The organism is Streptomyces sp. NPDC058246, assembly GCF_042881985.1.
Classification (GTDB): domain Bacteria; phylum Actinomycetota; class Actinomycetes; order Streptomycetales; family Streptomycetaceae; genus Streptomyces.
Genome location: NZ_JBHVWZ010000009.1, coordinates 206,879 through 220,931, shown reverse-complemented (window position 1 = coordinate 220,931; position 14,053 = coordinate 206,879). Strand labels below are relative to the sequence as shown.

At 70.5% G+C, this 14,053-nt stretch carries 10 protein-coding genes and 1 pseudogene; 4 read left to right on the top strand and 7 right to left on the bottom strand.

What is annotated here, in order from left to right; genetic code table 11:
- Window positions 1-15 precede the first annotated feature (15 nt).
- Window positions 16-213, bottom strand: a complete 198-nt coding sequence (locus ACFVXA_RS16480; protein WP_362031133.1) for a hypothetical protein — start codon at window positions 211-213, stop codon at window positions 16-18.
- Between the two features lie 247 nt (window positions 214-460).
- On the opposite strand from ACFVXA_RS16480, the gene ACFVXA_RS16475 reads away from it, so the two are divergent.
- The 4 genes from ACFVXA_RS16475 (at window position 461) to ACFVXA_RS16460 (ending at window position 5,010) form a co-directional block, all read left to right on the top strand.
- Window positions 461-964, top strand: a complete 504-nt coding sequence (locus ACFVXA_RS16475) for a MarR family winged helix-turn-helix transcriptional regulator (protein WP_383738063.1) — start codon at window positions 461-463, stop codon at window positions 962-964.
- Between the two features lie 21 nt (window positions 965-985).
- On the top strand, window positions 986-3,535 hold the full coding sequence (locus ACFVXA_RS16470) for an MFS transporter (protein ID WP_390025356.1): 2,550 nt from the start codon (window positions 986-988) through the stop codon (window positions 3,533-3,535).
- A gap of 103 nt (window positions 3,536-3,638) precedes the next feature.
- Window positions 3,639-4,460, top strand: coding sequence for a YceI family protein (locus tag ACFVXA_RS16465; protein ID WP_383738057.1), 822 nt, complete (start codon window positions 3,639-3,641; stop codon window positions 4,458-4,460).
- A 79-nt stretch (window positions 4,461-4,539) separates the two neighbouring features.
- A complete protein-coding gene (locus tag ACFVXA_RS16460) occupies window positions 4,540-5,010 on the top strand; it encodes a PPOX class F420-dependent oxidoreductase (protein ID WP_362031141.1) in 471 nt (156 codons plus the stop codon).
- A 165-nt stretch (window positions 5,011-5,175) separates the two neighbouring features.
- Here ACFVXA_RS16460 and ACFVXA_RS16455 read toward each other — a convergent pair whose 3' ends face one another.
- The 6 genes and pseudogenes from ACFVXA_RS16455 to ACFVXA_RS16430 all read right to left on the bottom strand — a co-directional run bounded on the left by ACFVXA_RS16455 (window position 5,176) and on the right by ACFVXA_RS16430 (window position 14,000).
- Complete coding sequence (locus ACFVXA_RS16455) at window positions 5,176-5,949, bottom strand: TetR/AcrR family transcriptional regulator (protein WP_362031143.1); 774 nt, start codon at window positions 5,947-5,949, stop codon at window positions 5,176-5,178.
- 79 nt (window positions 5,950-6,028) lie between these two features.
- Window positions 6,029-7,473, bottom strand: a pseudogene (locus ACFVXA_RS16450) (MFS transporter).
- Window positions 7,474-7,862: 389 nt separating this feature from the next.
- Window positions 7,863-10,079: an ArnT family glycosyltransferase gene (locus tag ACFVXA_RS16445; RefSeq protein WP_390025354.1), complete on the bottom strand. Its 2,217-nt coding sequence runs from the start codon at window positions 10,077-10,079 to the stop codon at window positions 7,863-7,865.
- Entirely contained in the window at window positions 10,076-11,617 is a 1,542-nt protein-coding gene (locus tag ACFVXA_RS16440; RefSeq protein ID WP_389746159.1) for a glycosyltransferase, read from the bottom strand. Before ACFVXA_RS16440 ends, ACFVXA_RS16445 begins: the two co-directional genes overlap by 4 nt.
- Window positions 11,618-11,631: 14 nt before the next feature.
- Window positions 11,632-13,263: an ATP-binding protein gene (locus ACFVXA_RS16435; RefSeq protein ID WP_383738044.1), complete on the bottom strand. Its 1,632-nt coding sequence runs from the start codon at window positions 13,261-13,263 to the stop codon at window positions 11,632-11,634.
- Window positions 13,260-14,000, bottom strand: coding sequence for a response regulator transcription factor (locus ACFVXA_RS16430; protein ID WP_362031151.1), 741 nt, complete (start codon window positions 13,998-14,000; stop codon window positions 13,260-13,262). Before ACFVXA_RS16430 ends, ACFVXA_RS16435 begins: the two co-directional genes overlap by 4 nt.
- Between the last annotated feature and the right edge of the window lie 53 nt (window positions 14,001-14,053).

Here is a 14,053-nt window from a genome sequence, read left to right as displayed (position 1 = left end):
GCGCCGCCGCTCGGACTACTTGAGCGCGAGCCAGGCCACCGCGGCGACGATCACCACGGCGACGACGACGCCGATGATCAGGCCGATGCGGGGGCCGGCCGGCGCGGCCGCCTGCTGCTGCCGGCCCTGAGGGGCCTCGTCGACGAACGCACGGAACATCTGGGTGCTGCCCGCGGGGTCGTAGTTGCCCTCGGGGCCCTGGGTGTTTGCCATGGGCCAGGACACTAGCGAATACGAGTGGACTCCCCAAGTGCGGGGGCCACCGGGGTTCCGCGGCCCCGGCCGGCGTCGCACAGGCCACTCCCAGCGAAGTCACCGCCGATCCACCCTCCCCACCTGCAAGTTTACGTTCGTCAATGCTTGCCTTTGCCAAGTTTTTAGGCCCGCCCCCGAGGATTTAGTTTGCCTGCGGCAACCAACTTCTTTATGGTTGCCCAAAGCAACGAATACGGGAGGTGCGATGGCCGAGCAGACGCAGTACGAGGAATTGGCTCGTCAGCTGAGTGCCATCGGGGCCGTCAAGAGGGACCTGGGGCGGATCCTGCCGCCCGAATGCCCCACGGGCTCCGCCACCGTGCTGACCCTGCTCGGCCGGTACGGCGAGATGCGGATGAGCAGGCTCGCCGAGCTGCTCTCCGTGGACATGTCGGTCACCAGCCGCCATGTCGCGCACGTCGCCGACCGGGGCTGGATCGAACGGTCCCCCGACCCGGCCGACAAGCGCTCACGCATCCTGCGTCTCACCGCCACGGGCCAGGAACAGCTCGACGAGCTCTCCCGGCGCACGTCGCGGCTGCTCGCCGACCGGCTGAGCGACTGGTCCGACCACGAGGTCGGGCTGCTGATCGCGCTCATGGACCGGCTGCGCGAGAGCTTCGGCGACTGCCGCCCCACACCGCGGCCGCCCCACCCGCCCCCGTATGCGACAGCGCAACCAGAACTGACCACCCGTACACCCGCATAAGTACGTAAGAAAAGGAAGCCCATGGCAACGACCACACCAGCCGGTGTGCGGGGCTCTCACGCCAAGCACGGAGGCGCCGCCGACGGCGCTCCGATGACGCACCGGCAGATCATGGAGGCGCTCTCCGGTCTGCTGCTCGGCATGTTCGTCGCGATCCTGTCGTCGACGATCGTCACCAACGCCCTGCCGGAGATCATCGGCGACCTGGGCGGCGGCCAGTCCGCCTACACCTGGGTCGTCACGGCCTCGCTGCTGGCCATGACCGCGACCACGCCCCTGTGGGGCAAGCTCTCCGACCTGTACAGCAAGAAGGCCCTCGTCCAGATAGCCCTGATCATCTATGTTCTGGGCTCCGTGGTCGCCGGCCTCTCGCAGAACCCGGGCATGCTGATCACCGTCCGTGTCGTCCAGGGCATCGGCGTCGGCGGACTGTCCGCCCTCGCGCAGATCGTGATGGCCGCGATGATCTCCCCGCGTGAGCGCGGCCGTTACTCCGGCTACCTCGGCGCGACGTTCGCCGTCGCAACCGTCGGCGGTCCGCTGCTCGGCGGTGTCATCACCGACACCTCGTGGCTCGGCTGGCGCTGGTGCTTCTACGTCGGCGTGCCGTTCGCGATCATCGCGCTCATCGTGCTGCAGAAGACCCTGCACCTGCCCGTGGTGAAGCGGGACGTGAAGGTCGACTGGGGCGGCGCGTTCTTCATCTCCGCCGCGGTCTCCCTGCTGCTGGTCTGGGTCACCTTCGCGGGTGACAAGTACGACTGGCTGTCGTGGCAGACGTACGCGATGGTCGGCGGTTCGGTCGTCCTCGGACTGCTGTTCATCCTGGTCGAGACCAAGGCACGCGAGCCGATCATCCCGCTGCGGCTGTTCCGCAACCGGACCATCACCCTGTCGTCGCTCGCCTCGCTCTTCGTGGGCGTCTCGATGTTCACCGGCACGGTCTTCTTCAGCCAGTACTTCCAGCTGGCCCGCGACAAGTCCCCGACGATGTCGGGCGTGATGACGATCCCGATGATCGGCGGTCTGTTCATCTCGTCGACGGTCTCCGGCCAGGTCATCACCAAGACGGGCAAGTGGAAGGCGTGGCTGGTCACCGGCGGCGTCCTGCTGACCGCGGGTCTCGGTCTGCTGGGCACGATCCGTTACGACACGCCGTACTGGCGCATCGCGATCTTCATGGCGCTCATGGGCCTCGGTATCGGCATGATGATGCAGAACCTGGTGCTGTCCACGCAGAACCAGGTGGCGCCGGCCGACCTCGGTTCGGCCAGCTCCACGGTGACGTTCTTCCGGTCACTCGGCGGTGCGGTCGGTGTCTCGGCGCTGGGCGCCGTCATGGCCAACCGGATCACTCACTACGCCACGGACGGCCTCGCTCACCTCGGCCCCAAGTACGCGTCCGCCGCCGCGAGTTCGAGCTCCAGCGGCAGCATTCCGAACATGGACAGCCTGCCCGGTCCGCTGCGCACCGTGATGGAGAGCGCGTACGGCCACGGCATCGCGGACGTCTTCCTGATCGCCGCGCCGCTGGCGCTGCTCGCCTTCCTCATCACGATCTTCATCAAGGAGGTCCCGCTGCGGACCTCGGGCGCGCTGGCCCAGGCCGCGGAGGCGAAGGCAGCGGCTCCGGCCGCCGCCGGGACCCCGGCCGCCTTCGAGGCTCCCGCCGTCGAGGCTCCCGCCGTCGAGGAGAAGGTGCCGAGCTGGGCCGTCGCCGAGACGGGCACGGAAGCCGGTCCCGAGGGAACGCAGCGACTGGCCGCCGTCGCCACCGCAACGAAGGAGAGCGCCCCGATGCCCCCGTCCGGCGGAATTCCGGTGAGCGGCTTCGTCCGCGGCGCCGAGAGCACCCCCGTGCCGCAGGCCGCGGTCACGCTGATCTCGCTCGCGGGACGGCAGCTGGGCCGCTCGGTCGCGCAGGCCGACGGCTCCTACGCGGTGGACGCGCCCGGCGTCGGCAGCTACGTCCTGATCGCCTCCGCCGACGGCTTCCAGCCGCAGGCCTCGACGGTCGTCGTCAACGACGGGCCGGTGGCGTACGACATCCTGCTGAGCGGCACGAGCGGCCTCAGCGGTGTCGTCCGGGCCGCCGACGGCGGCACCCCGGTCAAGGACGCCATGGTCATCGTGACCGACGTCCGCGGTGACGTGCTGGCCACCGGAACCACCGGCGAGCAGGGCGAGTTCACCTTCGCCGAGCTGGTCCCGGGCCCGGTGACCATCGCGGTGAACGCGCCGGGCCACCGCCCGCAGGCCCTCCCCGTCGAGGTCGGCGGCGCCGGGGTCACCCGGGTCGAGGTCGAGCTCAGCTCGGGCGCGCAGGTCCAGGGTGTCGTACGGGCACCGGGCGGTCCGCTCGGCGACGCGCGGGTCACGCTGGTCGACGCGGCCGGCAACGTGGTCGGCACCGCCCGCACCGGCTCGGACGGCGCGTACGCCTTCACCGACCTGGACGGCGGCGAGTACACCGTCATCGCGACGGGCTACCCGCCGGTGGCGACGGCACTGACGGTGTTCGGCCGCGGCGTCGACGACCACCACATCGAACTCGCCCACCCCGGCGAGTAGTTCGAGCCCCGGCCCGTGGGGACGCGCACTCTGAGCGGAGGTGCGCCCCCACGGGCCGGTTTCATTGCGACCAATTTTTCATGCATTGCAGGGAGAAAACGGGATGGGACTGACCGCACGAATCCGTACACGCGACGGGTGGGCCGTGTCGCACGCGGTCGTCACGGTGACCGACATGACGGGTACCCAGGTGGTGCGCGCCGAGGCCGACGCGGAGGGCGTCGTACGGGACGCGACCGCGCTCGCCCCCGGCGCGTACACCGTGATCGTCACCGCGGTCGGCTACGCGCCCGCGGCGTCCAGCGCGATCGTCACGGCGAGCGGCCGGGCCGAGGCCGGGAACATCGTCCTCGCCCGGCAGGGTGGCACCGAGCTGCCGCCGCCCGGCCCCTGGACCATCGACCCGGCGCACTCCTCCGTGGGCGCCGTCGCCCAGCACCTGGGCATCTCCAGCGTCCACGGCCGCTTCACCGACTTCTCCGGCTCGATCGAGATCGCTCCGGACGAGGTGGCCAAGTCCCGTGTGGAGGCGGTGATTCAAGCTGCCTCCATCGACACCGGCAACAGCATGCGCGACGGCCATCTGAAGTCCCCGGACTTCCTCGACGTCCACACCTACCCGCAGATCACCTACCGCTCGACGGGCCTGACCCCGGCCGGTTCCGACCGCTGGACCGTGCACGGCGAGCTGACCATGCACGGCGTCGTACGCCCGGCCGACCTGGACCTCGCCTACCTCGGCACCGGCGCGGACCCCTGGGGCGGCACGCGTGCGGCCTTCCGGGCCACGACGGAACTCCACCGCGAGGACTTCGCGATGTCGTACAACCAGGTGGTCCAGGCGGGTATCGCGGCGATCGGTACGACGTTGCGGGTGGAGCTGGACATCCAGGCGGTGCAGGGGGCCGTGCTGCCGCAGGCGTAGACGTGGACGTAGGCCTGGGTGTGGGCGTAGGCACGGCAGGGTCAGGCTCAGCGGGCTGCCGTGCCCCTAGGCTGCACCCATGGCACCGAACATCGCGACGAACACCGCCGTCTCCCGCGACGACCTGCTGGACTTCGTACGTCCCCGGCACCGCGCCATCCTGCTCACCCGCCGGGCCGACGGCAGCCCTCAGGGGTCGCCCCTGACCTGCGGAGTCGACGACGCGGGGCGCATCGTCGTCTCGACCTATCCCGAGCGCGCCAAGACCCGCAACGCCAAGCGGGACGAGCGCGTCAGCCTGATCGTACTGAGCGACGAGTGGGACGGGCCCTGGGTCCAGATCGACGGCACGGCGGAGGTGATCGACTCCCCGGAGTCCGTCGAGCCGCTCGTCGAGTACTACAGGAACATCGCGGGCGAGCACCCCGACTGGGACGAGTACCGCGAGGCGATGCTCAAGCAGGGCAAGTCGATCATCCGGGTCACGCCGGAGCGGTGGGGGCCGGTGGCGACCGGGGGCTTCCCGGCGCGGCTTGCTCCGCAGGAGTAGGAGGGGCTGGGGATCAGCCCTTCCCGCTTTTGACGAGCGGGGCCTGGGGCGGAGCCCCGGGTAAGGGAGGGGAGGGACGGGTAGGGGCGGCGGGGCCGAAACACCCCCACTCCCCAGCCTCCCCAGCCCCCCTCCGCAACCGCACTCAGCCGCAGTAGGCCGCGCTCAGCCGCGCTCCACCATCGTCTCGATCCCCGCGATCAGCGTCTCCAGCGCGAAGGCGAAGTCGCGCTCGCGCATCTCCTCCACCGTGTCGCCGCCCCGCGCCTCCATCAGATCCGCCGTGCTCTCGAGGTTCACCGCGAACTGCGGCTGCTCGCTGATCGTGCTCATGGCCTGCCGGAAGTACTCGTCCTGGGACATGCCGGCCGAGGCGCAGCGCTGCACGAAGTGGCCCTCGATCGTGCCGAAGCCGTACACGAACTGGAAGACCGCCGACAGCGCGCCCATCTGGCCGTGCGGCGGCAGCCCCGTGTTGCGGACCACCTGTTGCACGCGGAGCGAGAAGGCCATGGAGTGCGGGCCGATGTTGAGGAAGTTGCCGATGAGCGGCGACACCCAGGGGTGGCGCACCAGCAGCGCCCGGTAGCCGACGGCCAGCGAGCGCAGCTGGTGCCGCCAGTCCTCGCCCGACTCCGGATCCGGCAGCTCCAGTTCCCCGAAGACCGCGTCGAGGGCGAGTTCGAGCAGGTCGTCCTTGGTGTCGACGTACCAGTAAACGGACATCGCGGTGACGTTCAGCTCGGCCGCGAGCCGGCGCATGGAGAACTTCGCCAGCCCCTCCGCGTCCAGCAGTCGCACCGTGACCTCGGTGATCCGCTCCCGGTCGAGCCCCGACGGCTGTCCGCCACCGCGGGCCGCACCGCCCCGGGGGGCCTTGCCCTCCAGCCAGACACTCGTCCGCGCCGGACGCTCGGCCCGGTCGGCTGCCCTCACCATGGCGCCCCTTCCTCGGAACTCGGACTACGGGCGGCCCGGAATTCTCCGGTCCGCCCTCCTTGATGATGCTAAGCGGGCACTACGCGGAAACCGCCACCGCGGAGTCTGCCCGCTCCGCCCGGCGCAGCAACGCCGCCGCCAGGAGTCCGCCGAGAAGCACCGCCACCGCGCCCACCAGCTGGCTGGTCTCCAGGCCCGACGAGAACGCGTCCGTGATCCGGCCGCGCTCCTCGTCGGACCCCGCCGAGGCGAGCGCAGCCGGAAGCGAGCTCGCCGCCATCGGAAGCAGCGCGGCGAAGCGGGAGTTGAGGACCGCGCCGAGCACCGCCACGCCAAGTCCGTTGCCGAACTCGGCGAGGGTGCCGTTGATGCCCGCGCCCACGCCCGCCTTCTCGCGCGGGATCGCGCTCATGATGGCGTGTGCCATGGCGGGGTTGGCCACGGCACATCCCGCGCCGATGAGCAACAGTCCGAGCAGCGTGCCGCCGTACCCGTGTGCGGCGAGCGTCGCGATCGACACCAGCCCCGCCGACATCAGCACCATGCCGAGCGCGATCGACACCGGCGCCCCGAGCCGACGGTCCACTTCGCCGACAGACCGGAGAAGTTCAGGGCGACGACCGACAGGGCGAGCGGCGCCGTCCGCAGTCCGGCCTCCAGCGGGCCGTATCCCAGCACGAACTGGAGGTGTTGGGTCAGCAGGAAGAGCGCGCCGCCCATGCCGAAGGTGATGAGCACCGCCCCCGCGACCGCGCCCGTGAACCGCCGGTCCCGGAAGAAGTGCAGGTCCAGCATCGGGTACGGGATCCGGCTCTCCCAGTAGGCGAAGGCGGCCAGCACCAGCACCGCCACGCCGGCGGTCAGCACGACCCGTCCCGACGTCCACCCGTGCTCGGGGCCCGAGATGATCGCGTACACGAGTGCGGTCATGCCGACGGTCGAGAGCAGTGCGCCGAGCAGATCCGGACGGTCGCCTCGCGGATTCTTCGACTCCGGCACGAGGGCCACCACCGCGGCCAGTCCCATCGCCGCCACCGGCAGGTTCAGCAGGAAGATCGCGCCCCACCAGAAGTGGTTGAGCATGAAGCCGCCGAGGAGGGGACCGGCCGCGAAACCGAGCGCGTTCACCGCGCTCCAGATACCGATCGCCTTCGGGTGCTCGTCGGGCGTGAAGATCTGCATCGCGACGGCGAGGGTGGTGGTCAGCAGAAGCGCGCCCCCGATGCCCATGCCCGCGCGTGCGGCGATCAACTGGCCCGTGGAGTCGGCGAGTCCGGCCACCAGCGACCCGATCCCGAAGAGCACGAGTCCGGCGATCAGCATCTTCTTGCGGCCGTAGCGGTCGGCGGCGCTGCCCGCGGTGAGCAGCAACCCGGACTGCACCAGCGAGTACGCGTTGATCATCCACTGGATGTCGGAGGTCGCCGCGCCCAGCTCCCGGGTGAGGGAGGGGATCGCGACGTTCAGCACGGTGTTGTCGAGCAGCACGGTGAGCTGCGCGAGGCAGATGACGCCGAGGATCAGCCAGCGCTGGGGGTGTCCCGCGTCAGCGGGCCGTTCGACGGGCCGGTCAGCGGGCCGGTCGACGGGCCGGTCAGCGGCTCGGGGGGTTGTCAACGCGGGTCCCTTCTACGGTGTACGAGAGACGATCGTCGTACACCGTAGAACAAGTCCTCTACGCCGTACAAGGCGATATCCGGCGTCGCACGCGCCGGGCGATACCCGGCGTCGTACGCCTCAGGCGATATCCGGCGCCGCACGCGCGACACGCAAACGTGTACGCACGACACCCGAAGACGTACTCGCACCCGCAGAGGTACGCGCGACACCCGAAGACGTACGCAAAGGGCGGTGGCCCGGAGCGAGATCGCTCCGGGCCACCGCCCTGCCCGGCACCGCCCGGCAGACCCCGGTCAGCTCGTCGGCTGCGTCAGGTCGTAGAACGTCGCCGACCCGACCGTCACCTTCTTGAAGTGGGACTCGACCCACGAAGTGATCTGGGACGAGGTGCCGCTGCTGCTGCCGCCCATGCCGCCACCGCCCGTTCCGCCGGAGATGAAGTAGTGGATCTTGCCGTCCGTCACGTACTTCTGGAACTGGGCCAGCGTCGGAGACGGGTCGCTGCCGTTGAAGCCACCGATCGCCATCACCGGCTCACCGGTGGAGAGCTGGTAGCTCGCGGCGTTCTGGGCACCGATGGCCGCGGCGGCCCAGGTGTAGTCGCCCGCGTTCTTCTCCAGGAGCGCCTTGGCCTCGGAGCTGACGCTCGCGCCGTTGAGCAGGCCACCGAAGCCGCCGCCCCTGCCGCCTTCGCCCATCCGGCCGCCCATGCCGCCCTGCCGCTGGCTCTGGCCGTTGCCCTGCTGGTTCTGGCCCGCGCCGGGGAAGCCGCCGCCGTTGCCGCCGGTCGGGGGCTGACCCATTCCGCCGCCCTGCTGGGGGTTGCCCTGGCCGTTCTGGGTGTTGCCGCCGCCCGGGAAGCCGCCGCCACCGCCGCGCATACCGCCACCGCCGCCCCGGCCGCCCATCATGCTGGCGCCCGCAGGACCGGCCGTCACGATGGAGCCGGTGTGCCCGGTGTCGACCGTGGACAGCGTGTACGCGGTCGGACCCGCGATCGCGGCCACGAAGCTCACCCCCACTGCGGCGAGGGCCAGTTGGCGCCCCAGCCTGGCCGCGAAGATCAGGCCGAGCGCGCCGACCAGACCGCCGATGAGGACGAGCCACTTCAGCCAGGGCAGATAGGTGGGGGTGCGGTTGAGGAGGACGTAACCCCAGGCCGCTGTCGCGGTGACCGAGGCGGCGAGGGTCAGCGAGGCCCAGATCCTGGACCGCTCCTCCCACAGCACCGTCGCGCCCATGCCGACCAGGGCCGCGATGTAGGGGGCCAGGGCGATTGTGTAGTACTGGTGGAAGATGCCCGCCATGTAGCTGAAGATGACCGTGGTCGTCAGCAGCGCGCCACCCCAGGCGAGGAACGAGCTGCGGGTCAGGTCCGTCCGCTTGGCCTTGCGGGTGAGGACGATCCCCGCGACGAACAGGATCAGCGCGGCGGGCAGCAGCCAGGAGATCTGGCTGCCGATCTCGGAGTTGAACATCCGGTTCCAGCCGGTCTCACCCCACTGGCCGGTGCCACCGCCGCCACCACCGCCGCCGACGCTGCCGGTCTCGTCGCCGTTGATGCGGCCGAGTCCGTTGTAGCCGAAGGTCAGCTCCAGGAAGGAGTTGTTCTGCGAGCCGCCGATGTACGGGCGGGAGGACGCGGGCCACAGCTCCACGATCGCCACCCACCAGCCGCCGGCGACGACCATCGCGACCGCCGACAGGGCCAGCTGCCCGAACCGCTTCTTCAGCTTCACCGGCGCACAGACCGCGTAGAGCACGGCGAGCGGCGGCAGGATCAGGAAGGCCTGCAGGGTCTTGGCGAGGAAGGCGAAGCCGACCGCGACACCCGCCCACACCAGCCACTTCGTCCGGCCGTCCTCCAGGCCGCGGATCACGCAGTAGACCGTGACGGTCATCAGCAGGGCGAGCATCGCGTCCGGGTTGTTGAACCGGAACATCAGCGCGGCGACGGGAGTGAGCGCGAGCACGGCGCCCGCGATCAGACCTGCCGCTGGGCTGAAGCGACGCCGGACCGCCGCGTACAGGACGCCGACCGTGGCCACGCCCATGAGCACCTCGGGGACGAGGATCGCCCACGAGTTGAGGCCGAAGATCCGCACCGACAGGGCCATCGGCCACAGCGACGCCGGAGGCTTGTCGACGGTGATGGCGTTCGCCGAGTCGAGCGAGCCGAAGAACATCGCCTTCCAGCTCTGGCTGCCGGCCTGCACGGCTGCGGAGTAGAAGGAGTTGGCGTATCCGGAGGCACTCAGGTTGTACAGGTAGAGCACCGCCGTGGCGAGCAGCAGGCCGAGGAAGGCGGGGCGCACCCAGCGCGGGTCCTCGGGCCGGCCACGCCAGGCGCGGTGGAAGAACGGCTGCTCGGGCTCACCGGAGCCGGGAGCCGGCACCGGGGCCGCGGCGGGCACGACCGGCTCGTGCACGGCGGTCCCGCCCTGCGTGTCCGGCGGCCCCCAGAAGGGGCCCGTGCCCCCCTGATGGCTCGTATCGGGCTGAGTCGTCATCGTGCGTTCCTCGGGTCGTGGTCGTGCGGGCGCACCGCCTGCAACTGCATGGTCGAGTCCCCCCAGGTGCGGTCCGCGGCTTCACCGGCGCGGAACTGGGCTGTGTCGTAGGAAGAGGTGTCGTAGGAAGGGGTGTCGTACGAGCGTGTGTCGTACGGGGGTGTGTCGTACGAGGTCGTGGGCGCCGTGGGGCGCTGGGGCAGCGGCGGGTGCGGGCTGTGGCCCTGGGCCGCTGTCGAGTAGGTGGGCGAGGCCACCTGGTGCGAGGCCACGACCTGCGACGGCGTGCCGCCGTCGCTCTGCCGGTCCGGGAAGACCCAGGCACGGAAGAGCAGGAACCGCAGCACCGTCGCCGCGAGGTTGGCGGCGACGAGGACCGCCAGCTCGGTGGAGTGCGAGGGGTTGGCCGTCGCCGCGTTCAGGGCGGCGAGCGAGCCACTGGTGAGGGCGAGACCGATGCCGAAGACCACCAGGCCCTGGGCCTGGTGCCGGACGGCGCCGCCCCGGCCGCGTACGCCGAAGGTGAGCCGCCGGTTGGCCGCCGTGTTGGCGACCGCCGACACCAGCAGGGCGAGCGCGTTGGCGATCTGCGATCCCGAGATCGAGCGGAAGCCGCTGTAGAGCAGCAGGTAGAAGAGCGTCGACAGAGCGCCCACCACACAGAAGCCGACCAGCTGACGGGCCAGGCCCTTGGGTACGTCGGTCAGGTCGCGGTCGCGCGGGTCGTCCCCGAAGGGCCGGGCGAGCCGGTCGAGCGGCAGCGAACCGGTGGCGAGCGCGCGGCCGACCCGCCACACACCCTTGAGGTCGTCGGTGGCGGTCTTCACGATGTGCACCGTCGAGTTCGGGTCGTCGACCCAGTCGACCGGCACTTCGTGGATACGCAGTCCGGCGCGCTCGGCGAGCACCAGCATCTCGGTGTCGAAGAACCAGCCGGTGTCCTCGACGAGCGGCAGCAGCAGCTGGGCGACATCACGGCGGATCGCCTTGAAGCCGCACTGGGCGTCCGAGAAGCGGGCCTGCAGCGAACCGCGCAGGATCAGGTTGTACGTACGGCTGATGAACTCCCGCTTGGCGCCGCGCACGACACGCGAGGAGCGGGACAGCCGGGAGCCGATCGCGAGGTCCGAGTGGCCGGAGATCAGCGGCGCCACCAGCGGCAGCAGCGCGTTGAGGTCGGTGGACAGATCCACGTCCATGTACGCGAGGATCGGCGCGTCCGAGGCCGACCACACGGTCCGCAGCGCCCGGCCGCGGCCCTTCTGCTCGAGCCGGAAGGAGGTGACCTCCGGGATCTCCGCCGCCAGCCGCGCGGCCACCTGAGGGGTGGTGTCCGTGGACGCGTTGTCCGCGACGGTGATGCGGAACGCGTACGGGAAGGTGCGCTTGAGGTGCTCGTGCAGTCTGAGCACACATGGCTGGAGGTCCTTCTCCTCGTTGTAGACGGGGATCACTACGTCCAGGACAGGCGTACCGGCGTTTCCGGCCGGGAGGTGCTCCCGCGCCGGCAGGTTGCCGGGAGAAGAGTCGGTTCGCATGCGAACGACTCTCGTCAAGCGCCCTGTTGCACCCATGTGGTGGCGCTGTGGTGTGCCTGTGAGTGCGGTTGCCAGTTTGTTTCCGGCGTGAGCGCGGGCAGATGCAGCGTGAACACGGTCCTGCCGGGGATGCTGTCGACGGTCACCGCGCCGCCGTGCGCGGCCGCGACGGCCTGCACGATGGCGAGCCCCAGCCCGGTCGAACCGGAGGCACGGGAGCGCGAGGAGTCGCCGCGCGCGAAGCGTTCGAAGACGCGCGGGAGCAGGTCGGCCGGAATGCCGGGACCGTCGTCCTGGACGTCCACGCACAGCCACGGCCCGTGCCGGTGCACGCGCGCCGTGACGGTCGTACCCGGTGGGGTGTGGGTGCGTGCGTTCGCGAACAGATTGACCATGACCTGTTGCAGGCGCGCGGCGTCCGCGGACACCAGGGCGGGCTCGTCCGGCAGCTCCAGCCGCCAGTTGTGGTCCCGCCCGGCGGCCCGGGCGTCGCTCACCGCATCGATCACCAGGGGTACGAGGTCGGTCTGCTCGTACTGCAGCGGCCGGCCCGCGTCGAGCCGGGCGAGCAGCAGCAGGTCCTCGACGAGCAGGGTCATGCGGCCGGCCTCGGACTCGATCCGCCCGAGCGCGTGCCGGGTGTCGGGCCCGGTCTCCTCGCGTCCCCGTCTGGTGAGCTCGGCGTACCCGCGGATGGACGCCAGCGGCGTCCGCAGCTCGTGACTGGCGTCCGCGACGAACTGCCGTACGCGCGTCTCGCTCTGCTGGCGTGCGTGCAGGGCGCCGTGGATGTGGTCGAGCATGCGGTTGAGCGCCGCGCCGACCTGCCCGACCTCGGTGTGCGGATCGGACTCGGGCTCGGAGACCCTCTCGTAGAGGGTGACCTCGCCGGTGTGGAGGGGGAGTTCGGAGACACGGGTGGCGGTGGCGGCGACCTTGCGGAGGGGGCGCAGGGCGACGCCGACGAGCACACTGCCCGCGATCGCGGCGGCGACCAGACCGGCACCGGTGACGCTCACCTCGACGATGATGAGCGTGCTGATGGTGTTGGTGACGGACTTGGTGGGCAGGGCGACGTAGTACGTGCCCCTGGCGCCATGCACGTACGTGACCCGGTACTCGCCCCTGCCCGGGATGTCCACGGTGTGGATGCCGGTCTTGGACACCGATCCGAGCACGGCGGCCTGCGCCTCGGACAGCTCGACGGCCTTCATACGATCGAAGAAACCGCTGGTGGTGGACTCCTCGGCGACGACCGCCCGGGTGACTCCACCGCTGGAGTCGACCTCGGCGGCGATGGTGTCCCGCTGGGTCGGACCCTGGGTGACGAAGGCGCTGAGCCTGTCCTGGGCCGAAGAGCCGTTGGAGGAGTTCGTCGAGGAGCCGCCGTTCGGGCCGGCGTCGGGGAGATGGCCGCCGCCGTTCTCCAGATTCCTCGGGGGACCCCCGAGCCGCTTGGCGGCCTCGGTGACCTGGCCGTTCAGTTGCTGATACAGATGCTGGCCCAGGGCTATGGTCGTCACCGTGCCGATCACGGCGCAGACCACGGCGATCAGCGCGACCGCCGAGACGACGAGCCGCGTCCGCAGGGTGCGCGGCTGTCGTCCTCGCCTCTTCTGCGTACGCGGCCGTCGTCGCCGGCTCATGACGCCGCGGGCTTGATCAGATAACCGGCCCCACGACGGGTGTGGATCATCGGCTCCCGCCCGGCGTCGATCTTCCGCCGCAGATACGAGATGTAGAGCTCGACCACATTGGCCTGGCCACCGAAGTCGTACGACCACACGCGGTCGAGTATCTGCGCCTTGCTGAGCACCCGGCGCGGATTGCGCATCAGGAAGCGCAGCAGCTCGAACTCGGTCGCGGTGAGGTGGATGTTCTCGCCGGCCCGCGACACCTCGTGGCTGTCCTCGTCGAGGGTGAGGTCCCCGACGACGAGCACGGAGTCGGAACGCCGGTCGGCGGCACCGGAACGGCGGATCAGTCCGCGCAGCCGGGCCACGACCTCTTCCAGACTGAACGGCTTGGTCACATAGTCGTCGCCACCGGCGGTGAGGCCCGCGATGCGGTCCTCGACGGCGTCCTTCGCGGTCAGGAACAGCACCGGCACGTCGGGCAGTTCGCGGCGCAGCCGGCCGAGGACGGTCAGCCCGTCCATGTCGGGCAGCATCATGTCGAGAACGACGGCGTCGGGCCGGAACTCGCGGGCGGTCTGCACCGCACCCTGTCCATCACCCGCGCTGCGGATCTGCCAGCCTTCGTAGCGAAGGGCCATGGACAGCAGCTCGGTGATCGACAGCTCGTCGTCCACCACAAGCACTCGGACGGGGCTCCCGTCCGGCCTCAGCAGTTCGGTGCGCCCCTGGGGCGAGGTCGTGGTCATAGCGGACACCTTGATGGGCGCCGCTGAGAGCATCCTTTCCACAACCTGTGATT